General features: G+C 37.7%; 20 protein-coding genes and 1 tRNA gene. 2 read left to right on the top strand and 19 right to left on the bottom strand.

Annotation, left to right across the window (positions count from 1 at the left end; all coding sequences use genetic code 11):
* Window positions 1-6: 6 nt before the first annotated feature.
* From ABH942_RS07815 to ABH942_RS07795, 5 genes are all read right to left on the bottom strand, one after another.
* A complete protein-coding gene (locus ABH942_RS07815) occupies window positions 7-1671 on the bottom strand; it encodes a tetratricopeptide repeat protein (protein ID WP_370030775.1) in 1665 nt (554 codons plus the stop codon).
* 124 nt (window positions 1672-1795) lie between these two features.
* On the bottom strand, window positions 1796-2881 hold the full coding sequence (gene bioB, locus ABH942_RS07810) for a biotin synthase BioB (protein ID WP_370030773.1): 1086 nt from the start codon (window positions 2879-2881) through the stop codon (window positions 1796-1798).
* A gap of 155 nt (window positions 2882-3036) precedes the next feature.
* A complete protein-coding gene (locus ABH942_RS07805; RefSeq protein WP_370030771.1) occupies window positions 3037-3489 on the bottom strand; it encodes a hypothetical protein in 453 nt (150 codons plus the stop codon).
* Window positions 3490-3668: 179 nt separating this feature from the next.
* Window positions 3669-4991 carry an HTTM domain-containing protein gene (locus ABH942_RS07800; RefSeq protein WP_370030769.1) on the bottom strand — a complete coding sequence of 441 codons (1323 nt, stop codon included), beginning with the start codon at window positions 4989-4991 and terminating at the stop codon, window positions 3669-3671.
* Complete coding sequence (locus ABH942_RS07795; protein WP_370030767.1) at window positions 4988-5920, bottom strand: bifunctional riboflavin kinase/FAD synthetase; 933 nt, start codon at window positions 5918-5920, stop codon at window positions 4988-4990. The genes ABH942_RS07800 and ABH942_RS07795 overlap by 4 nt, the downstream gene beginning before the upstream one ends.
* Before the next feature lie 220 nt (window positions 5921-6140).
* Between ABH942_RS07795 and ABH942_RS07790 the strand changes: the two genes are divergently transcribed.
* Complete coding sequence (locus ABH942_RS07790; RefSeq protein WP_370030765.1) at window positions 6141-8825, top strand: reprolysin-like metallopeptidase; 2685 nt, start codon at window positions 6141-6143, stop codon at window positions 8823-8825.
* A gap of 52 nt (window positions 8826-8877) precedes the next feature.
* On the opposite strand, the gene ABH942_RS07785 is transcribed toward ABH942_RS07790, so the two are convergent.
* The 4 genes from ABH942_RS07785 to ABH942_RS07770 form a co-directional block, all read right to left on the bottom strand.
* Window positions 8878-9393, bottom strand: a complete 516-nt coding sequence (locus ABH942_RS07785; RefSeq protein ID WP_370030763.1) for a hypothetical protein — start codon at window positions 9391-9393, stop codon at window positions 8878-8880.
* A 45-nt stretch (window positions 9394-9438) separates the two neighbouring features.
* Window positions 9439-10065 carry an aminoacyl-tRNA hydrolase gene (gene pth, locus ABH942_RS07780; protein ID WP_370030761.1) on the bottom strand — a complete coding sequence of 209 codons (627 nt, stop codon included), beginning with the start codon at window positions 10063-10065 and terminating at the stop codon, window positions 9439-9441.
* 121 nt (window positions 10066-10186) lie between these two features.
* Window positions 10187-10798: a 50S ribosomal protein L25/general stress protein Ctc gene (locus tag ABH942_RS07775; RefSeq protein ID WP_370030760.1), complete on the bottom strand. Its 612-nt coding sequence runs from the start codon at window positions 10796-10798 to the stop codon at window positions 10187-10189.
* A gap of 29 nt (window positions 10799-10827) precedes the next feature.
* Window positions 10828-11769: a ribose-phosphate pyrophosphokinase gene (locus ABH942_RS07770; protein WP_370030758.1), complete on the bottom strand. Its 942-nt coding sequence runs from the start codon at window positions 11767-11769 to the stop codon at window positions 10828-10830.
* A 158-nt stretch (window positions 11770-11927) separates the two neighbouring features.
* Between ABH942_RS07770 and ABH942_RS07765 the strand changes: the two genes are divergently transcribed.
* Window positions 11928-12007: transfer RNA gene (locus ABH942_RS07765), tRNA-Leu, on the top strand.
* Between the two features lie 50 nt (window positions 12008-12057).
* Here ABH942_RS07765 and ABH942_RS07760 read toward each other — a convergent pair.
* From ABH942_RS07760 to ABH942_RS07715, 10 genes are all read right to left on the bottom strand, one after another.
* Window positions 12058-12507, bottom strand: a complete 450-nt coding sequence (locus ABH942_RS07760; protein WP_370030756.1) for a LexA family protein — start codon at window positions 12505-12507, stop codon at window positions 12058-12060.
* Window positions 12498-13766 (bottom strand): Y-family DNA polymerase, encoded by a 1269-nt coding sequence (locus tag ABH942_RS07755; RefSeq protein WP_370030754.1) that lies wholly within the window; start codon window positions 13764-13766, stop codon window positions 12498-12500. Before ABH942_RS07755 ends, ABH942_RS07760 begins: the two co-directional genes overlap by 10 nt.
* 137 nt (window positions 13767-13903) lie before the next feature.
* Window positions 13904-15274: an NADH-quinone oxidoreductase subunit N gene (locus ABH942_RS07750; RefSeq protein WP_370030752.1), complete on the bottom strand. Its 1371-nt coding sequence runs from the start codon at window positions 15272-15274 to the stop codon at window positions 13904-13906.
* A 16-nt stretch (window positions 15275-15290) separates the two neighbouring features.
* A complete protein-coding gene (locus tag ABH942_RS07745) occupies window positions 15291-16730 on the bottom strand; it encodes a NuoM family protein (protein ID WP_370030750.1) in 1440 nt (479 codons plus the stop codon).
* A gap of 10 nt (window positions 16731-16740) precedes the next feature.
* Window positions 16741-18621 carry an NADH-quinone oxidoreductase subunit L gene (nuoL, locus tag ABH942_RS07740; RefSeq protein WP_370030748.1) on the bottom strand — a complete coding sequence of 627 codons (1881 nt, stop codon included), beginning with the start codon at window positions 18619-18621 and terminating at the stop codon, window positions 16741-16743.
* 6 nt (window positions 18622-18627) lie between these two features.
* On the bottom strand, window positions 18628-18948 hold the full coding sequence (nuoK, locus tag ABH942_RS07735; protein ID WP_140000919.1) for an NADH-quinone oxidoreductase subunit NuoK: 321 nt from the start codon (window positions 18946-18948) through the stop codon (window positions 18628-18630).
* 2 nt (window positions 18949-18950) lie between these two features.
* The gene (locus ABH942_RS07730) at window positions 18951-19475 is read right to left on the bottom strand and encodes an NADH-quinone oxidoreductase subunit J (RefSeq protein WP_140000918.1); all 525 of its coding nucleotides are present in this window, start codon (window positions 19473-19475) and stop codon (window positions 18951-18953) included.
* Between the two features lies 1 nt (window position 19476).
* A complete protein-coding gene (gene nuoI / locus ABH942_RS07725) occupies window positions 19477-20022 on the bottom strand; it encodes an NADH-quinone oxidoreductase subunit NuoI (protein ID WP_199758380.1) in 546 nt (181 codons plus the stop codon).
* Window positions 20023-20086: 64 nt separating this feature from the next.
* Entirely contained in the window at window positions 20087-21118 is a 1032-nt protein-coding gene (nuoH, locus tag ABH942_RS07720; protein ID WP_370030745.1) for an NADH-quinone oxidoreductase subunit NuoH, read from the bottom strand.
* 5 nt (window positions 21119-21123) lie between these two features.
* Complete coding sequence (locus ABH942_RS07715; RefSeq protein WP_140000915.1) at window positions 21124-22167, bottom strand: 2Fe-2S iron-sulfur cluster-binding protein; 1044 nt, start codon at window positions 22165-22167, stop codon at window positions 21124-21126.
* Window positions 22168-22169: the final 2 nt, after the last annotated feature.

Here is a 22169-nt window from a genome sequence, read left to right as displayed (position 1 = left end):
AATATTTTAAAGTGTTGAAAGATAATCATATAAGTTAATATCGTGCGGAAGTTCCATTCGGGCAGCAATTCGCTCCTTTCTTTTCCTACAGGCATCAGCTGTAATATTCAGCATAGAGGAAATTTCCTTGGTGCTGAGGTTCATGTAGATGTAGGTTATGAAACGAATGTCGTTTGAATTCAGTTTTGGATGTTTCTCTTTCAGGTTGGTAAGGAACGTTTGGTTGACTTCTTCAAAATGGGTGATAAAGCTGTCCCATTCATCATCGGTTTTCAAATGCCCTTTTAAATTTTGGATATGGTTTACCAATGCGGGATCTTTAGAAATTTCCGGCAGTTTTGATAGAGACTGAAGCGTTTCTTCAATCAGTTCGTTTCGTCCGGATAGGTAAAGAGCCTTTGCAGAGAGTTTCCTGTTTTTTAACTCAATTTCATTTTTTAGCTTTTCCTGTTCCAGCAGTGCGCTTGTTTCCTTTTCCTTGAACATTTTTTCAAGTAGCAAATTATCGCTTTTTTCTTTTTCGAGTTCTAAGAGCATGATCTGTTCATTCCGCTCGGCAATCAGCTTTTTCTGCTTATGCTTGATGGAAATATTTCGCAGTGTCCACACCAAAAAAGCCACGACTATAAATATGACGGCAATGATAGAGTAAAAAAGTTTCCGCTCTTCTGCTATTTTTGATTCATTATTAGCGATTTCTTTTTTATAATTCTCAATTTCGAACTTGACACGGCTGTTTTCGAAGACTTTTCCATTTTTGATTTCATTGAGCTCACTCTCTGTTTTTATAACAGAGTCCTTATAGCTTAAAGCCAGAGCATATTTTTCCTTCTTAAAATTAATATCGGATAAGAGCTTAAAAATGTTGATTTTGGTTTCGAGATTAGGCTTTCTTTCAAAAATTTTATTAGTGTAATGACTGGCCAAATCAAGGTTGTTTTCATGCAGATAGCTTCTGGATATGATCATAAGCAGTGAAATGCCAATATCATTATATTCCAGGTCTTTGGTTGTTTTGTATAACTCTTCGGCTATAGTGCGTGCCTGTTTTGAATTCCCCTGAAGGTTTTCATTTTCGGCTATTGCGACTTTGGCCAAAATTTGCAGCTGTGGTTGTGATTCCAACAATGGCAAAGATTCATTGAAATAAGCGCGGGCTTTTTTTAGTTCGTTTGTTTCATTGGCAACATTTCCCAGGTTCATGGCATAGAGTCCAACTTTAAGCAGGTCTTTATTTTCCTGGGCAATATTATAGGCCTTCTTGAAATATTCATTCGCTTTTTCATAATTCTTTTCTTTAGAATAAAGAATAGCGATGTTGTTCAGGACAACCATTTCAGATTTTGGATCCAGATGTTTTACGGCGATGGTATAGCTTTCCAGGTAATAGTTAAGCGCCTCACCATAATCAAGCATTGTATAATAATTGGCGCCAATATTATTTGTTGCCAAGAATAGCTGTTTGTACCATCGGTTTTTTTCTGCGAGGTTTTTTGCCTGGGTTAGTAATTCAAGCGACTTGACATGGTCTTTTTTCCACATATGGTCGATTCCGGTAACAATAAGCGAATCGCAGTGGGTAGTAGCCTGAGCATGGATTTTGGGCATGAAAAGAAGGCATAGCAAGAACAAGAAACAGGCTGACTTGATGTGGCGGGCTTTTCTATGCATTGGGATATTTTTATTCAAATATAAGAATAAGTATTGCACAAATGGTTGCGTGGCAATGGGCCTAAAATTTATAAAAAAAGCTTTTCCTAATGGAAAAGCTTTGGTTTTTTATCTTGATTTCTGATTATGCCTTTTTACCAGAAGCGGCAAGGTTTCTTTCAATTTTGTGTGCAGGTCGGGTCCATTTTGGTTTTTCTCCCATGGCTTCATACTGCGAGTCTTCGGCTTCTACTGTTTTAGGTTGTGAGATTTTTGTAAATGGTTTCTGCGGAATTAATCCCAGCATTTCAAACATCTTCATATCTTCGTTTACATCCGGGTTTGGAGTAGTCAGCAGTTTATCACCTGCAAAGATAGAGTTCGCACCGGCGAAAAAGCATAATGCCTGGCCTTCGCGGCTCATGTTTGTTCTTCCTGCAGAAAGGCGTACCTGAGTATTAGGCATGACGATTCTTGTGGTGGCTACCATTCGGATCATTTCCCAGATTTCAACAGGCTTTTCTTCTTCTAGTGGTGTTCCTTCTACAGCAACAAGAGCATTAATAGGCACAGATTCCGGTTGCGGACTTAATGAGGCAAGAGCAACAAGCATTCCGGCTCTGTCTTCAACACTTTCTCCCATTCCAATAATACCGCCGCTGCATACTGTTACGTTTGTCTTGCGGACATTCTCAATGGTTTGCAAACGGTCTTCATAACCGCGTGTAGAAATAACTTCTTTATAATATTCTTCAGATGTGTCTAAGTTATGGTTGTAAGCATAAAGTCCTGCTTCAGCCAAACGTTGTGCCTGATTTTCGGTAATCATTCCCAACGTACAGCATACTTCCATGTCAAGTTTGTTAATGGTTCTTACCATTTCTAAAACCTGATCGAATTCCGGCCCGTCTTTGACATTTCTCCATGCAGCACCCATACATACTCTTGATGATCCGCTTGATTTGGCTCTCAAAGCTTGTGCCTTAACCTGCTGTACAGACATTAGGTCATTGCCTTCCACTCCAGTATGATAACGGGCAGCCTGCGGACAATAGCCGCAATCTTCCGGGCATCCGCCAGTTTTTATGGATAGGAGAGTAGAAACTTGGACCACATTTGGATCATGATTCATCCTGTGAATAGTAGCAGCTTCATATAGCAAATCCATCATCGGCTTGTTGTATACCGCTATGATTTCTTCCTTGGTCCAATTGTGTCGTATTGTACTCATAATGGTTAGTCTTTTGTTTGCTCCAAAAGTAGGTAATTCCACTATAAGTAAAAAAATCTTTTCCCTAAAGTTAAAAACATAGAATTGTTGATTAAATAAAGCAAGGGATTGTCAAATCTGACAATCCCTTGCTGGAAAATATGAGCCTTTGTAGTTTAATCTACTTTATTGATTTTCTCTACTTTATCTTTCCAATACTGCATCATCGCAAATGAAACAATCATAGATGCTGCGGACCCTTCTATTAATAGTCCAAAACAGAATTGATATAAGGATGGGTCGCCTCCTCCAAAGATATAGCTGTCTGCAAAAGAATCCAGATAGGTATTTCCGCCACGATACTCTACATAAATCATGAAAGCAATAAGCCCTAAGATGAGCCCGATCATTGCTGTTATGAAGCCCGCAAGAAGATTTGTCAGATAGCCGTTAGTGCCATCATGATAATTTGATTTTATGGTTTTGTTTACGCCATAAATTACAAAAATAAAATTCACGAGCCTGAGATAAATATGATCTTTTAGGTCTAGTGCTTCGATGAGCAAGAAGTATAATCCTAATCCTATAAAAATAATCACACCGTTGGTCAGTAATCTGGAAACTTTCATAATATTCGGTTTTTGTTGGTTATACTATTTAAGTTATAAATGATTTGGCTAAGGGAGCCTTTCAATTTATATATTAAAATTACGAATATTATTTTGTTTTTAGCGCTCTATTTGTATAGTCTTTGAATATTTAGTAAAATTTTAATAAATTAAGTTTTTTCTGATTAATTGGATAAAGATTAGTTTGTGAGCTTGTTATCGGTATCATAAAGCATGATCCAATCATTATGGCCAAAATAATTCCATTTAGCAGCGGCCATATCTACTGTTGGGTCAATAAGCTGTCGGTAAGGTCTACCATTGATTGAAACATGGCAGTCAACAAAAACACTGACATCCTTGCCTTGCTTGGCAAATACTTTTTTTATTCTCTGCGCCATTTGCCAGATGGCATCAGGTTTGTCGGCAGCCATTGCTATCTGCTTGTCTGTAAGAACAGAGTATAAGCTATAAGGAAGCCGTTCTCCGGTTTTTTTGTCAATTACTTTATATGTGGAATAACCGGCTCTTGACCTGAGCATCATTCTCCAGCTCAAACGATGGGCTTCTTCCGTCCAGAGTACATCACCTTTGATGAACCAATGGCGAACCGGAAGCACTATCTGGATTAAAAAATAAGGAATGAAAAAGTAGAGCAAAACCGATTTGTTCTGATATATAGGTTCGTTTCCTTCTGGTTTGGGCTTCTTTTTGAAAAATAATGCCCTTATTTTTTCAGGTGGATAAAAGAATACGGCAAAACTCAAAGCAAAAAACGGGAAAATGCCGATTTGCAATGTTATCGCATTAAAGAGATGAAATATCAAGGAAGCTATAAAAGCGATGGTTCTTGTTTTTTTCCAAAGTAGCATCGGGATAATTAGCATGTCGAACAGGATGCCGGAATAAGCGATAAAAAGATAAAACCATTTTTGGCTAAAGATGTCCTGAATAAAAGGATTGGGTGATTTATGTGCGAGAAGATTTTTAGTAAAAGTTCCGTCAAGCCAATCCGGATAAAACTTTGATACTGTTGCGAAAAAGTAAACAATGGCAACTTGAGAAATCATTACTAACGAACACCATTTAGGCATGGTGAGGCTTTTAATTTCGGGATTTTGCCTGGCATCAAGTGAGGCGTATCGGTTTGCAGGAAGGAAAATCATTATCAGGCACACCAGAACAAGCATATAATAATGATTGTTGTAGGATGTTTTTTGCATCCAATAAGTGAGTGTCCATAAAACAGTAAAAGCAGATAGACTCCATTTGTATTTCCAGCCAAGCATTACTAAAATTCCCAAGACTCCCATCGTGGCAAAATAATAATACATTCCATCGCCGGGAAGTGGTTGCAGCCATTCCATTCCGATATGGCTAAATGTAAATTTTGGCTTTATAAAATTTTCTTTTACCCAGCCGGTCAAAATAGCCCCAAAAGTTTCTGCTGCAAGAAGGAAACCGAAAAAAATTCGAAAAATAATCAACGGTGAATTGTCTACAGGCAGAAATAACTTTTTCATTTCAAATTTTTTATAAAATTTTGAGTTACGATTTTGTCGTTTTCAATTTCAGCTTTCAAAGTGTCGATAGAGTCAAATTTTTCTTCAGAACGAATTCGTTGCAGAAAATAGATACGCATTTCTTTGTCATATAAATCTTCTTCGAAATCTAAGAAATTTGTTTCGATAGTTCTTTCTTTTCCGTCAACGGTAGGATTGGTGCCTATATTCATCATGCCATAAACCTCTTTTCCGTCCCAATAGCTTTTGACAATATAAACACCGTTTAAAGGAATCAGTTTGTAATCTTCTTCAATTTTTAAATTGGCTGTTGGGAAACCAATCGTTCTGCCCAACTGTCTCCCTTTTACGACTGTTCCGGTAATAAAATAATTGTAACCCAGATATTCGTTTGCTAATTGTATATCACCGCTCAAAAGAGCCTTACGGATTTTTGTGGAGCTTATAGAAACTTCATCGATTTCTTCAGCAGAAATTTGTTCTACTTCAAAATCGTATATTTTTCCGTAGGCAATCAGATCATTGATGTCAGCAGATCGGTTTTTGCCAAAGCGATGATCATGGCCTATTATTATCTTTTTGATATTAAATCGGTCAACAAGTATTGTCTTGACAAACTCTTCCGCACCCAATTGCGAAAAACTTTGGTCGAACGGATGTATGATGAGATTCTGTAAGCCAATATTCTCCAGTAACTCAGCTTTTTCCTGAATAGTATTCAGAAGCTGTATATCAGAATTGCCCTGCAATACCATTCTCGGATGTGGGAAAAAAGTAAGTACCAGACTTTCTGTATTGCTCTTTTCGACTTCTTGTGTCAGACGTTCGATTATTTTTTTGTGCCCAAGATGAACGCCGTCAAATGTTCCAAGCGTAGCGACAGTAGGTCTGTTGGGTTTAAAGTCCTGTATGTTGTGGAAAATATTCAAAATGGTGGATTATCTTTTTTGGCAAAATTAAGCTATATGTACAATAAAAAAAACTTCTTAGATATATCTTGTTGGAGTCTTGAATGGGCTTTGGCAAAAAAAGCTGTTATAAAAAAGTAATACATGTCTGACGTTGTTAAATATCTCTTTCATTTTTAATGTTAAATAATTAGAATATGCATAGAAATGATTAATTTTGGTTTCGTAAACTATAACTATTATGAAAAAACTTTTACCTTTAATTGTTTTTGTGCTTATTTTTTCTGCGGGATATTCGCAGTCATTATGGACAAAGACATCTGCAGAGAAGCTAGGTGTTTTAGAAAAAGCAGACCGTAGCTCTATGCCACAAAAATATCAGATTTATCATTTGGATTTTTCTGGATTAAAATCACAATTGCGATTAGCTCCTTCAAGAGAGGCTAATGAGGTTTCAAATGTGATCATTGCTTTCCCAAATGCCGAAGGGAAATTAGAAAAATATAAAATCTATGAATCGTCAGTAATGGCGCCTGAATTAGCAAAAGCACATCCTGAAATCCAATCCTATATTGGTCAGGGAATTGATGATCCTACTGCTAAAATCCATTTTACAACTACAATTTTTGGTCTTCATACAATGACATTGTCTGGAAGAGGAACTTTTTATATCGATCCTTACACAAAAGATGTACAGAATTACATTGTTTATGACAAGTCTGACTTGACAGCATCTCGTAATTTCGAATGTAAGGTTCAGGAGAATACGGTAGAATCTATGGATGTTCCGTTGCCACCACCGGCAAGTGATGGTAGATTCAGAACGTATCGTTTGGCTATGGCTTGTACTATTGAATATGCGGCATTTCATGTAAATGCAGCAATTGCTGCCGGAACATTAGCTCAAACAGCTACACTTGCTCAGAAGAAATCGGCTGTTTTGGCGGCAATGAACGTAACGGTTGCACGTGTAAACAGCGTGTATGAAAGAGATATGTCATTGAGAATGCAATTAGTTGCTACCAATGAAAACATAATTTTTGTTGATTCTGATAACTTTACAAATGATAATGCTGATGCCCTGATTGATGAAAGCCAGGTAGTAATCGATGCCGGGATTGGTAATGCAAATTATGACATAGGACACACTGTGAGTACAGGCGGCGGCGGATTGGCACAATCTCCGGCAGTATGTATATCATCAGGAAAAGCTAAAGGTATCACAGGTTCTCCTTCTCCGGTAGGTGATCCGTTTGATATTGATTATGTAGCTCACGAAATGGGACATCAATTTGGAGCGGCACATACATTTAATAATTCTTGCGGGAATAACAGACAGACAGGTTCTGCGGTAGAACCAGGTAGTGGATCTACAATTATGGGATATGCAGGAATCTGTCCTCCTAACGTACAAAACAGTTCAGATTCTTACTTTCATGCTATAAGCATCGCACAGATGGTTTCTCATATTACAGGAAATTTTGGTAATTGCGTTGCCGGAGTAGCGAATGGAAATACACCTCCTACGGTTCCTGCTTTGACAAGTTATACAATTCCTGTTGGAACAGCATTTGTTTTAAGAGGCAGTGCAACAGATGTGAACGGAGACGCTTTAACATATTGCTGGGAACAAACTAACTCAGGAGTTAATACAAACGTGCCTAGTGCCACGTCAACAAGTTCAAACCCGAACTTTAGATCTGTAGCTCCTACTAGTTCTCCAAATAGATATGTTCCTGCTTTGGCGAGCGTTGTTAATGGTAGCCTTACTTCCACTTGGGAAATGATACCTTCTGTAGCAAGAACATTCAATTTTGCTCTTACAGTAAGAGATAACAGAACTCCTAATGGAGGACAGACATCCAGACAAAACATGACGGTTACAACTAACGCAGCCGCCGGTCCATTTACGGTAACATCGCAAAATGTAGAGGGAATTTCTTGGGTACAAAATCAATCACAAACAATCACATGGAATGTTGCAAATACTACAGCAGCACCTGTTAATACGGCTAATGTAAATATTTGGCTTTCTACTGATGGAGGTCTGACTTTTACTACTCCTTTGGCAATGAATACACCAAATGATGGTACAGAAACAATAACAGTTCCAAACGTTGCAGCTCCATCATGCAGAATTATGGTAGAAGCGGCAGGAAATATCTTTTATGCACTTAACTCAAAAACTTTTGCAATTGGATATACTGTAACCAATACTTGTAATACCTATACTTCTAACACGGCTTTTGCTATACCAGATGCAAATGCTAATTATACAGTAAGAGCACTTAATATCCCTACTACTGCTCTGGTATCTGATGTAAATGTTGCTGTTAATATAACTCACACATGGCTTGCTGATATAAATATTGCATTAGTTAATCCTGGTGCTAATGGAACACAGATTAACCTGTTTGATCAGGGATGTAGTAATAATGGAGTAACTAAGAATTTAAATGCGACCTTTGATGATCAAGGAGTTAGTGCAAATTGTGTTGCTACTGTTACAGGTAATATTTTGCCAGTACAGCCTTTATCTGTTTATAATGGAACAAATCCACAAGGAAACTGGTTATTAGGTTTTAGAGATTTAGGGAACGGAGATACGGGAACTGTAAATTCATTTTCGATAACGATTTGTTCTCAGACAGCAGTTTTGAGCACTGAAAGCTTTGGACTTGCAGACTTTAAGATTTATCCAAACCCTAATAACGGAAGTTTTAATGTTCAGTTCAACTCGAACTCAAGCAACGAAATCCAGATAAGAGTACATGATATTAGAGGAAGACAAATTTTCAGCCAGTCTTATCAAAATACAGGACTGTTTTCTCAAAGCCTTCAATTAGGCAATGCACAGTCGGGAATCTATCTTGTTACTGTTCAGGATGGAGATAAGAAAGAAGTTAAGAAGATAGTGGTTGAATAATCATTAAAATCTGAATCATAAAAAAAAAGGAACTCGAAAGAGTTCCTTTTTTTTATAGGCTTATTTTTATATGGGTGATTATCTGATTGTCAACAATAGGAGGGATGTCAATTTGTAAGTCGGAACCTTTTTTGATCAGGCTGCCTTTGGTTACTTTATAATTTCCGGCTTTTCCTTTGCAATAACAAAAAACTCCAAAAAGCATTTTGGTGCTTTGGATTCCTTTATCCGAAAAAGAAAAGTCAGTATAATTCTTATCCACTTCAAAAACAATTTCTTCTCTATAACCGGCGTCTTTTAAAGTCTTGTCTGCTATTTTTTCCTGATAGTTATAAAGAAAAACAACCTTGTCCGGATTTTCTTCAAGTTCGTAATAGGGTTTGCCGGTATCGTCTATTTTTACATTCATGCTTTTGTTGTGGAGAATTTCAAAACTGCAAATTCCTTTCTCTGGGCAAGAGCTTTCTATCTTGGTTTTTTTGCTATTGCTTGCCGTGGCTTGCGAAGTTTTGGTGCTGCAACATGAGGCAATCAATCCAATTATTGGTAATAGTATGTATTTTTTCATGACATTTGTTTTTCTTATGTTAAAGATAGCAAAAAGAAAGCCAATTTATTTTCCGTTAAAAGTATTCATGGTAGTGTCAAGCCCTGCTAATGCAAACGAACGGATAATTTCTGCGGAAAGGTCTAATCTTTCAGAAAGCCTGGCTGTTTCTTCTTCGGTCCATTCACCTAATACATAATCAACCTGTTTCCCCTTTTTGAAATCATCGCTAATTCCAAATCGGAACCTTGGATAATCAGAAGAATTTAATGTCTGCTGTATGCTTTTTAATCCATTATGGCCGCCATCGCTTCCTTTTGGTTTGATTCGGATGGTTCCAAAAGAAAGATTCAGGTCATCAGTAATTACGAGGATATTGGAAGCTGGAATGTTTTCCTTGTCCATCCAATATTTTATCGCTTTACCGCTGAGGTTCATATAGGTGTTGGGCTTTAAAAGAAAAAGAGTTCGGCCTTTTAATTTGTATTCTGCCATAGCGCCAAGCTTTACGGTTTGGAAATCAAGGCTTTCTTTTCGTGCTAAATGGTCGACTACCTTAAAGCCGATATTATGCCGGGTGTTTACATATTCTGCGCCAATATTTCCGAGGCCAACGATTAAAAATTTTTTCATCGGGTCTGAATCTGTTGTTATTTGTTTTTTGCTAAAAATATTGAAAATCCAGTTTTTCATTTCGTAAAAATAGTTTTTCTCTACGGAATAGCTTTGTTGTTTTATAATCTTTTATAGGCATGTAAAATAAAAAAAAGCATCAGTTTTAGGCTGATGCTTTTGGTATAATTCAAGGTGAAAATTATTTTTTCTTTCCTTTTGCTGGAGCTTTTGCAGCTTTTGCAGCTTCTTGAGCAGCTTTCATTGCAGCACGTGAAATTCTTACCTGAGCAACAACAGTGTTGTCTGGGTGAAGCAATTTATAGTTGTCAGCAATTAATTTAGTAACATATAATTTGTTACCCATTTCAAGACCTGAAATATCAGCATCGATAAAGTCAGGAAGGTTTTTAGGAAGTGCTTTTACTTTCAATCTACGTTGGTTTAAACGTAAAACTCCCCCTAACAATACACCTGGAGAAACACCAGTAACTTTTACTGGAACTTCCATAGTGATTTCTTTGTCATCATGCAATTGGAAGAAGTCTAAGTGCAAAATTTTGTCTGAAACAGGGTGCACTTGAGTGTCTTGCAATACTGCATTGAATGTTTTACCACCTTCAAGTTCGATCACAACAGTGTGAGCGTTTGGAGTGTAAATCAAGTTTTTGAATGCTTTTTCTTCTGCTGAGAAATGCACCGGTTGATTTCCTCCGTATAAAACGCAAGGAACCATTCCAGCATTACGTATCGCTTTAGTCGCTGACTTGCCCACGCTTTCTCTTTCTGATCCTTTAATTGTAATCGATTTCATTTGTAAATATATATAATTAATAAAAAATTCTACATCAAGAATTTACCGCTGATAGAGTTGTTGTGCTGTACCATTTGCATTACCTCTGCAAAAAGTGGTGCACAGCTCACCACGCGGATTTTTTTCGATTCTTTCTTCAACGGAATAGAATCGGTAACGATTAATTCACTTAGTTGTGAATTCTCAATTTTTTCATAAGCATTGCCTGATAAAATGGCATGCGTACAAATAGCTCTTACGCTCAACGCTCCTTTTTCGATCATCAGGTCTGCGGCTTTAGCCAAAGTTCCTCCTGTATCAATCATATCATCAACAAGAATGATATTTCTTCCTTTTACTTCACCGATTAATTCCATACTTTCAATCACATTGGCTGCTTTTCTTTGCTTGTAGCAAATAACCACATCCGATTCTAAGAATTTAGAATACGCATAGGCTCTTTTTGAACCTCCCATATCCGGAGACGCGATTGTAAGATTTTCCAAGCTCAAGCTCTTTACATAAGGCAAGAAAATCGTCGATGCAAACAAGTGATCCACCGGTTTTTCAAAAAAGCCCTGAATCTGATCAGCATGCAAATCCATTGTCATGATTCGCGTAGCTCCTGCAGCTTCTAGCAATTTTGCAACCAATTTCGCTCCTATCGGCACACGTGGCTTATCTTTTCTGTCTTGACGAGCCCAACCAAAATACGGTATTACAGCCGTAATATGGCGAGCCGAAGCTCTTTTGGCAGCATCAATCATCAGCAAAAGTTCCATAAGGTTGTCTGCACTTGGAAAAGTGGAGCAAACCAAAAAGACTCTCAATCCTCTGATTGATTCTTCGAAAGACGGCTGGAATTCGCCATCACTATATTTTGAGAACGTTACTTTACCTAGCTCCACACCATAGCTTTTAGCTATCTGCTCGGCTAAATATACGCTTTGAGAACATGCAAATATTTTTGCTTCCGGTTCTTGGTGCGACATTTTAATTTGTTGTTTAGTAGTTAGTTAGTGTTGTGTGTTGTAAACGAGGTGCAAATTTAGGAATAAAATCCAACTCTGAAAGAATATTTTTCACTATTTTTTCTTTTAAATGAAATTATTTTTTTTACATTTGCACCCACAATTGAAACACATCAATTGCCTGGATGGCGGAATTGGTAGACGCGCACGACTCAAACTCGTGTACTTAGGTGTGTGGGTTCGATTCCCACTCCAGGTACTTAAGAACAAAAACCTCTGAGAAATCAGAGGTTTTTTTATGAATGTTTTCTAAATCTTCTTGATTACATAAGTGACAATACCCCAAATCATAAAATTGTTTTCCTCAGAAACTTTTATGGGTTTATAGGCTTTGTTTTCCGGCATAAGATACAATCCGTCTTTTTCGAGCTTTAATCTTTTTACCGTGAACTCTCCATCAATAAAGCAGATTGCTATTTTCGTATCTGCCGGTTCAATACTCCGGTCAACAATTAGAATATCTTTGTCATTAATTCCGGCATCTGTCATGGAATGTCCTTCTACTTTTATATAAAAAGTCATATCCGGGTTTTCGGTCAGTGCCTTGTTGAGGTCGATTGTGGTTTCCAGAAAATCAAGAGCAGGCGAGGGGAATCCGGCAGAAACACCTTGTGAGACATACGGGATTTTAAGCTCGCTTTGTAAATCGGGCTTGAAAAAGGTCAGTTTTTGGGCTTTATGTTTGCGGTCTAATGGCATTTGACTACTAGGATTTGATCCAATCGGGTTGTGTATTTTGGTGAAAGCATATTCTGTTTCATGTTCCATGTTTTGGAATCCTGAGAGCCCAATTTGACTTTTCGGTCTCCTATTTTAGTATTGATTTTGTCAATGGCTTTCATCAACTGATGGTGTTTCGGATTTTCTTCTTCGAACAAATGAAGCTGTTTTTCATTGGTATTGATAAGTTGAGTAACGATAACACCCGCTTTTTGAAACCGTTGTCCTTTATGTTCCTCATATAATTTTTCCAATATCCGTATGGCAGCCTGGTTTATCGTAAGTGTAGAATCTGTGCCAAATGGCAGCGTAACGGCGTTATGGTAATAGTGTTTGGTAGTAGGAGTTTTATGTTCGGAGGTTGCCAACATTACAACTACGGTATGGCAGCAAGAATTTTGCAGCCTGAGCTTTTCAGCACAAACGGAAGCAAAAGTAGAAACACGTTCTCTCAAGGCATCAAACTCGGTTAATTGTTTCGGAAAACTTCGGGTAATAGCAATGCTTTTCTTATTGCCAGGCTCTTCAATTCCCAGAATCGATTCTCCTAACAATTCTTTTCTAAGCCGAAGGCCAGTAACTCCCATTTCCTTTTTTATCCAACTTTCGTGATAGGGTTCCGTGAAATCATAAGCTGTCAGTATGTTTTTGGCCTTCATCTTTTTCTTCATCCGATATCCGATACCCCAAACATCTTCTATTTTAGTCCATCGTAATGCCTTGACACGCTTTTCTTCGGTATCGATGACATAGACGCCATTGGTACGTTCCGGATATTTCCGCGCAATTTTATTGGCAACTTTAGACAGTGCTTTCGTTGGTGCAAAACCAATGCACACCGGAAGGCTTAATCCTTTGAGGAGTGTGTTTTTAATCTGCTTTCCATAGCTATCATAATCGGAAATATTCATTCCTTCAAAATTAAGAAAGGCTTCGTCTATACTGTATACTTCTACATACGGAGTAAACTTGTTGAGAACATTCATGGCACGGCGGCTCATGTCACCATATAAGGCGTAGTTAGAAGAAAAAACTTTAATATTGTTTTGCCGAAGCATTTCGCGTGCCTTGAATTCTGGAGCTCCCATAGGAACGCCTAGTGCTTTTGCTTCATCACTTCTGGAAATAATACATCCGTCATTATTAGACAATACAACAACAGGCTTTCCGTTATATTGTGGCTGGAAAACCCTTTCGCAGGACGCGTAGAAATTATTGCAATCGACTAAAGCATACATACTACAAAATTAAGGCAAACCCTTAAAAATTAGTCTTCGCCAAAAGTTAATGTTGAAAATATTATCGTAAGAAAATTATATATAAAAAAAGCCATCAGTACGTGTGATGGCTTTTTTATATAGGATGTTTTTTGTTTTTATACTAGCAAATCCAACAAGAAAGAAGGATAAAGTCCTATTGCAATATTAAGCACTATAGCAATTGTTGCTACTGCACTGTATACAAAAGGAACTGGCTTTGCTGCTTCTGTAGCATCTTTAGTGTACATGGCCAAAATCAATTTGAAATAGTAGCCAACGCTGATGATAGAGTTTATAACAGCAACAATTACCAAGATAATATGTCCGGCATTTAACATTTGTCCGAATAAGAAAACCTTAGCAAAGAAACCTGAGAATATCGGAATCCCGGCCATTGAAAGTAAAGCTCCTGTTAGTATAGCGGCTAATAAAGGATTTGTCTTTCCTAATCCGTTGAAATTGTAAATATCTTCGTTGTCTTTGTCTTTGGTAACATACAGCAATACAGAAAAAGCTGCAATTCCCGCCAATGCATAGGCAGAAGCATAATAAAGAAGAATTCCGGCAGAAGTTGAAACCGCCAAAAGTGTCATAAGCATAAATCCGGCATGGGAAATACCAGAGAAAGCGAGCATTCTTTTTACATTATTTTGTTTCAAGGCCATGATGTTTCCAATCGTCATCGAAAGGATAGAAATCACCATTAAGGCTGTTTGTGATGAATCAGGAAGATTCACGTTCATTGCGCTTACCAATTTAAAGAAAGCTGCCATAGCTACAACTTTAGCCAAAGTACTCATCAAGGCAGTTGTAAGGGCAGGAGATCCTTCATAAACATCAGGCGCCCAAAAATGGAACGGAGCTGCTGCTATTTTGAAAAGCATACCAATACTAAGAAGGATAGCTCCTATATAGAACCAGTCTTCTACGTCTGCAGAAGTTCCGGCTTCCTGGATTACTGCCATGTCAAAAGAACCAATAGCACCATAAATCAAGGCAATTCCAAATAAGATAAATCCTGATGCAAAAGCTCCCATCAAGAAATATTTCATACCCGCTTCATTACTTTTCAGGCTCAGACGATTGCTGGCAGCTAAAATATATAATGAAATGGAAAGGATTTCAATTCCTAAGAAAAACATGGCTAAGTTTCCGAAAGCTACCATAGCTACGGCTCCTGTCAGGAGAAATAACTTGATAGAAACAAAATCGGATATTTTGTGTACTTCTTTTTGGTGAAAGCTAGGTGTCAATGCAATTAAGAACACTGTCAATAAGATAAACAAACAAGAGAACGGCGTTGAAAAATTATCGCTGACAATCATATTGTTGTAAGTGTCAGCAGAATCATTTAATCCAGTCGCTGTCAATCCCAAGATTGCAAGCAAGCCAATAATTGTTACAGGGACAATTGCTTTCCTTACGTTAAAAATTTCAGCCAAAAGGCATAAAACCCCTAATACGGCAATAGCTATTAATGTATACATTTTATATCTGACTAAATTAAATTCTGTTTATAACTTTTATCGCTTCTTCTAGGCTTGGCGTAATCAAATCGATGATTGGTTTTGGATATAGTCCAAAAAATAACAATACACCAATAATTATAACCATTACAAGGCCTTCGTTGAAGTTGACATCTGCAAAAAATTTCTCGTTTTTCTCTCCAAGCATTACTTTCTGGAACATTCTTAACATATAGAAAGCTCCTAAGATAATTGTCGTTCCTCCAATAATACAAACGGTAACACTTTTTTGTGCTAAGCTGTAAAGCAATTCAAATTCTCCTACGAAGTTGAATGTTCCTGGTAAGGCTACAGAAGCCAAAACCAAGATCATGAACATGGAAGTGAATTTAGGCGATTGTATTCTGATACCACCCATTTCTGAAATTTTTCCAGTAGCATATCTTCTGGAAATGATTTCAGCGGCGAAGAACAAACCTACTACTCCAAAACCGTGGGCAATCATCTGCAGAGTAGCTCCTCTCAGACCATCTAAAGTCATAGTATAACAACCTGCTGCAATTAGTCCAACGTGGGCTAACGAAGAATATGCCAATAGTTTTTTTATGTCTTTCTGTTTCAAGGCTACGATAGATCCGTAAATTACTCCTGCAACGCTTAGTCCTACAAAATAGAACAAGTATTCTTTTGCTGCCTGCGGAGCAATAGGCAATTGCCATCTGATAATGCTATAAAGCGCCATTTTCAACATGATACCTGATAATAGCATTGTGCCCACAGCCGGTGCTTTTTGATATACTTTTGCCTGCCAGGTGTGGAAAGGAATAAGCGGAATCTTAATAGCATACGCTAAGAAAAACCCTAGGAATATCCAGAATTGTTCTTGTGTAGACAATTGAGCCTTGATCAGGTCACTCAAAAGGAAGCTTCCTGTTTTTTGGTATAGGTAGATAAAAGAAACCAGCATGAATAAAGAACCGGCGAAAGTGTAAATAAAGAACTTTACGACAGCTTTTTTTCTGCTTTGAGGATTTCCGTTACCCCAGATTAGTGCAATAAAATAGATAGGAATTAATGAAAGTTCCCAGAAAATATAATATAAGAAACCGTCAGCACTTAAAAATGTTCCAACCATGGCAAAAACCATGAAAAGAATTAAGGCGTAGAAGTTTTTGGATTTAGCGTAAGAATTTCCAAAAGACGAGAATATAATCAAAGGTGTCAAGGCAGTTGTAAGAAGAACCATAGCCATAGTCAGACCGTCCGCTCCAAGAGCTATATAAATTTTCGGAATTGTTACCCACTGCTTGATCAGGTTAATATTCTGTCCGGCATTATATAAGTTCAAAAGATAAATCGATGTGCCAAACGCAGCAAGGCTAAATAGCAAAGCTGTTTTTGAAGCCCATTTGTCTCCGGATAGAAAAGTAGCAATTGCTCCGACTAATAAAATAATTAATAATAAAGATACGTCCATTAGTGATGAATTATTGAGCTAAAAATAAATAAGCGATAATTGAAGCAGTTCCGATAACAAAAACAAAAAGATAGAATCCTACGCTTCCGTTTTGAAGTGCTCTTCCTTGCGTCCCAACCATATTTGTGACCTTGCCTAATCCGAAAATAAATCCTGATAAGGCTGTTTCGATAAAGTTTTTCGAGAAGCTGGCTATTGCATAGATTGGCCTCACGATTACCGCCATATAAATTTCATCTACATAAAACTTATTATATAAAACTTTTGAAAATCCTGTAATTTCACTGTCTTCACCAGGTACCTGAGATTTTTTGATATAATTGGAATAAGCAATCCCAATACCAATCAAGGCACCCACAACTGCAACTCCCATTAGCATAAACGTTGTACTGTCTAAATGGTGTTCTTCTCTTACTCCAATAAAGATTGGTTTCAGGTATTCGTTCAGCCAGCTATGTCCAGGGAAGCTGATAAAACCTCCAACAGTTGAAAGTATTGCCAATACAATTAATGGGAAAGTAATCAAACTTGGTGATTCATGCAAATGGTGTTTCTGCTCGTCTGTTCCTCTGAATTCTTTGAAGAATGTAAGGTATAATAAACGGAACATATAGAAAGCTGTCATAATTGAAGCCAAAGATGCGATAATCCACAATGGTTTGTTTTCATGGAAAGCGACCATCAGGATTTCGTCTTTAGAGAAGAAACCGGCAAAAATCGGAATACCTGAAATGGCTAATGTTGCGATTAAGAAAGTGATATAAGTAACTTTCATATATTTTCTCAATCCACCCATTTTTCTCATGTCCTGTTCTCCGTGCATAGCGTGGATTACCGAACCTGAACCTAAGAATAAACAAGCTTTGAAGAATGCGTGCGTGATTACGTGGAAAACGGCAATTTCATAAGCACCCAATCCTAAAGCTAAGAACATCAAACCTAGTTGGGAAACTGTAGAATAAGCCAAAACTTTTTTGATATCATTTTGTACTAAGGCGATAAATGCTGCAACCAGAGAAGTTATAGCACCTATCACGGCGATTATCATCTGGATATTTGGTGTCAAATCAAACAAAAAGTTCAATCGGGTGATCATAAAGATTCCGGCAGTAACCATTGTTGCTGCGTGGATTAATGCAGAAACCGGTGTAGGTCCTGCCATTGCATCCGGAAGCCAGGTATATAAAGGAATCTGAGCTGATTTACCAGAAGCACCAATGAAAAGACAGAAGGTTCCGAAACCAAGCCATCCTAAGTCAACAGTTTGCCCTGATGCTACTGCGGTTTTAATTGTTGTAAAATCAACAGAGCTGAAGAGATAACCCAATGTGAAAATTCCGATAAGGAATCCAAGATCTCCGATTCTGTTCATGATGAATGCTTTTTTTGCAGCATCGTTATACTCCTGGTTTTTATACCAGAATCCGATAAGCAAGTAGGAGCAAAGTCCAACACCTTCCCAGCCTATGAACATGATCAACAGGTTAGAACCGGTAACCAATGTTATCATAAAGAAGATAAACAGGTTCAGATAAGCGAAAAACTTATGCAGATTTTCATCATCATGCATATAGCTTATAGAATAGATATGGATCAGAGTACCGATTCCTGTTACAAAAAGAAGCCAAAGAATAGACAATTGGTCTAACAGGAAGCTGAAGCCTACGTTAAAATTTCCAAGTGTCATCCAGTGAAACAGCTCAATCAATATAGGCTGTTTCGTACTGTTTATTTGAAAGAAAAAGTTTAATGCGATTCCAAAGGAAATAGCAACTGCAATTGTCCCGATGGTTCCGGAAACATTGCGGCTGACTTTCTTTCCAAAGAATACGTTGAATAAAAAGCCTGCAAATGGCGCCAATAATAAAAATAAGAGTAAGCTTGTCTCCATTAGGGATTATCCTTTTAAATTTTTTAATTTATCAATATCAATCGAATGAATGTTTCTGTAAATTCCAACCAGAATAGCCAAACCAACCGCAACTTCTGCGGCAGCAACGGCCATTGAGAAGAATACGAATACTTGTCCTGCGGCATCCTGATGATAGGTCGAAAAGACAACCAGCAAAAGATTTACTGCATTCAACATAATCTCGATTGACATAAACATTATGATGGCATTTCTTCTGAACAAAACACCAAATATCCCGATACAAAATAATATCGTTGAAAGATAAATGTAGTTGTTGATGCCTATTTCCTGTAAAACACTCTGCATAACTATAAGCTTATTTTTTCTTCTTTTTTAGACAATAGGACCGCTCCAATCATAGATACTAGCAACAATACTGAAGCAAATTCGAAAGGAATCATAAAGCCGTTTTTCTCATCAAGCAATACTTGTCCAAGAACTTTAATCGACTGGTAATCTTCACCAGAAACATAATAATCTCCTTTTTCAAGAATTGGCATTGATTTTATAAAAGCAGCCAAAAGCACGTAAGCCACCAAACAGAAAGAAGCCACTGCTGCGAGTATCGTAAGCCCGCTTTTGTGCTTTTCGTCTTCTTTGTTGAGGTTCATCAACATTATCGTAAAGAGCAAGAGAATCATAATCGCTCCGGAATATACTATGATATGAACAACAGCCAGAAATTGCGCATTGAACAGCAAATAGTGTCCGGCTATTGAAAAGAAACAGATTACCAAATAGATTGCGCTATGAATCGGATTTTTTGTGAAAATCGTCAGGAACGCAGAAGCCAAAGTAATTGCAGATAAGATATAAAATACAGTTGTCAACATATTAATTAGCCGTTTTCAATTTAGTATTATTCAAAGCCTGTTCTAAAGGCATAACCAATTTATCTTTTCCATAAATAAATTCGTCTCTTTCATAATTTGCCTTTACAATCTTTTTAGATGTAGTCAAATAGATTGCCTGTTTAGGGCAAGCTTCTTCACACAAACCGCAGAAAATGCAACGTAACATATTAATTTCATAGATAGAAGCATATTTTTCTTCTCTATACAGGTGTTTTTCGTCTGGTTTTCTTTCTTCTGCTTTCATCGTAATGGCTTCAGCAGGACATGATAAGGCACATAATCCGCAAGCCGTACAACGCTCACGACCTTCTTCATCACGCATCAGCATATGCTGTCCGCGGTAAACTGGGCTCATTGGACGAACCTGTTCCGGATATTTGATCGTTACTTTTCTGGTAAATAAGTGCTTGATCGTGATAAACAATCCTTTTACGATTGCCACAAGATAAAGGCTCTCCAAAAAGCTCATCTTTTTGTTTGAAACCTCTTTCTTTCTTCCCGATAATGATATAGTTTCTATACTCATTTTGATATATGATTTAAGATTTTGAAGCGGAAGTTTCCTTTTCTAAATCTTTTTATTAATCCTGTTATTGAAGCAGCAGCATTACGACTGCAGTTACTAAAATATTTGCTATCGCCAGCGGAATCAGAATTTTCCATCCCAATCGCATTAGCTGGTCGTAACGGAATCTTGGTATCGTCCATCTTACCCACATAAAGAAGAAGATGAAGAAACAGATTTTTATAAACAATACGACTATTCCAATAATATTTGCCGGATTTACACCCCAATTTTGTGTTGCCCATTCCATTCCAGGATAGTTGTAACCTCCAAAATAAAGGACAGCCAAAATAGTGGATGAGATGAACATACTTGCGTATTCAGCAAACAGATAGAATCCCATTCTCATCGAAGAGTATTCTGTATGGTAACCACCAATCAATTCGGCTTCACATTCTGCAAGGTCAAATGGCGTTCTGTTTGTTTCAGCAAAAGAACATACCAGGAAAATAATAAACCCGATAGGCTGATAGAAAACATTCCAGTGCATTCCGCTTTGGTTGGCTGAAATTTCGCGCAAGCTCAGTGTTCCTTCCATCATCAACAAAGCAATGATTGAAAGTCCCATTGCGATTTCATAAGAAATCATCTGAGAAGCCGCACGCATGGCAGACATCAGAGAGAATTTGTTGTTGGATGCCCAACCTCCGATCATGATTCCATATACTCCAACAGATAATACTCCGAATACATATAAGATAGCAACGTCGATATCTGTAGCTTGTAAAATAATATCTCTTCCAAATAAATGCAATTTGTCTCCCCACGGAATAACGGCACTTGTCATCAAGGCAACGCTCATGGAGATTGCAGGTCCTACTACGAATAAGAATTTGTTAGGCGTATCAGGAAGGAATTCTTCTTTTGAAAATAATTTAAGTCCGTCAGCAAGTGGTTGTAATATTCCCCCTTTTCCGGCTCTGTTTGGTCCAATACGGTCTTGAAGCCAGGCAGCAATTTTTCTTTCGGCAAGCGTAGAATACATCGCCATCAACATAGTGATAGCAAAGATTATGACAATAAAAATTCCTTTTTCTATGATTATAGTACTGTCCATCTTATCTAAATATTACCTTCCTTAAATTCCTGCTCCTCTTCTTTTGTCAAAGGAACCGCCGACATACTGATTTTTCTTCTGTCCTGTTCACGGCCTTTCAAGATTCCGCTTTCTGTTTCGATAACAACCGTGTCTAATTTTCTTGTGTAATTATTTTGGTTGATAACGGAGTCTTTTTCGAATTTTCTTGGACCTTCAATTACCCAGTCTTCTACATTTTTATGGTCAAAACGACATTCGTTGCAGATAAATTCTTCTACTTCGTGGAATTCGTCTTTTCTTCCGGTTACCCTTTGGATTTCGTTTCCAAACATCCATACGGTTGTCTTACCACAACATTTGTCACAGTTTCTATGTGCATTGAATGGTTTGTTGAACCATACTCTTGATTTGAAACGGAATGTTTTATCTGTTAATGCACCCACAGGACAAACATCAATCATGTTTCCTGAGAATTCATTGTCGATTGCTTTTGAAATACAGGTAGAAATGTTAGAATGATCGCCTCTGTCCATAACTCCGTGAACACGGTTGTCTGTAAGCTGGTCTGCAACCATTACGCATCTGTAGCACAAAATACAACGGTTCATGTGCAATTGAATGTTCGGGCCTATATCTTCCGGCTCGAAAGTTCTTTTTTCTTCAATATAACGGGTCTGCGATTTTCCATGTTTGAAACTCAAGTTTTGAAGATCACATTCTCCAGCCTGGTCACAAACCGGACAGTCTAAAGGGTGGTTGATCAGCAAAAACTCTGTAACTGATTTTCTGGCTTCCGTAACTCGGTCAGATTTGATACTGTTTACTTCCATACCGTCCATCACTCCTGTGACGCATGATGCCATTAATTTTGGCATTGGCGTTGGATTTGCATCGCTTCCTTTGGAAACTTCAACCAGACAGGCACGGCATTTTCCGCCAGAACCTTTCAGTTTTGAATAATAGCACATCGTTGGCGGAACCGATTCGCCACCGATCATTCGAGCAGCCTGCAGGATAGTGGTTCCTGGTTCTACTTCTATGGTTTGACCGTCTATTGTTACTTTCATTT

It is taken from the genome of Flavobacterium sp. 28YEA47A, from assembly GCF_041262125.1.
Lineage (GTDB): Bacteria > Bacteroidota > Bacteroidia > Flavobacteriales > Flavobacteriaceae > Flavobacterium.
The sequence above is the reverse complement of the archived record's forward strand: the minus strand, read 5'-3'. Positions and strand labels throughout refer to the sequence as shown.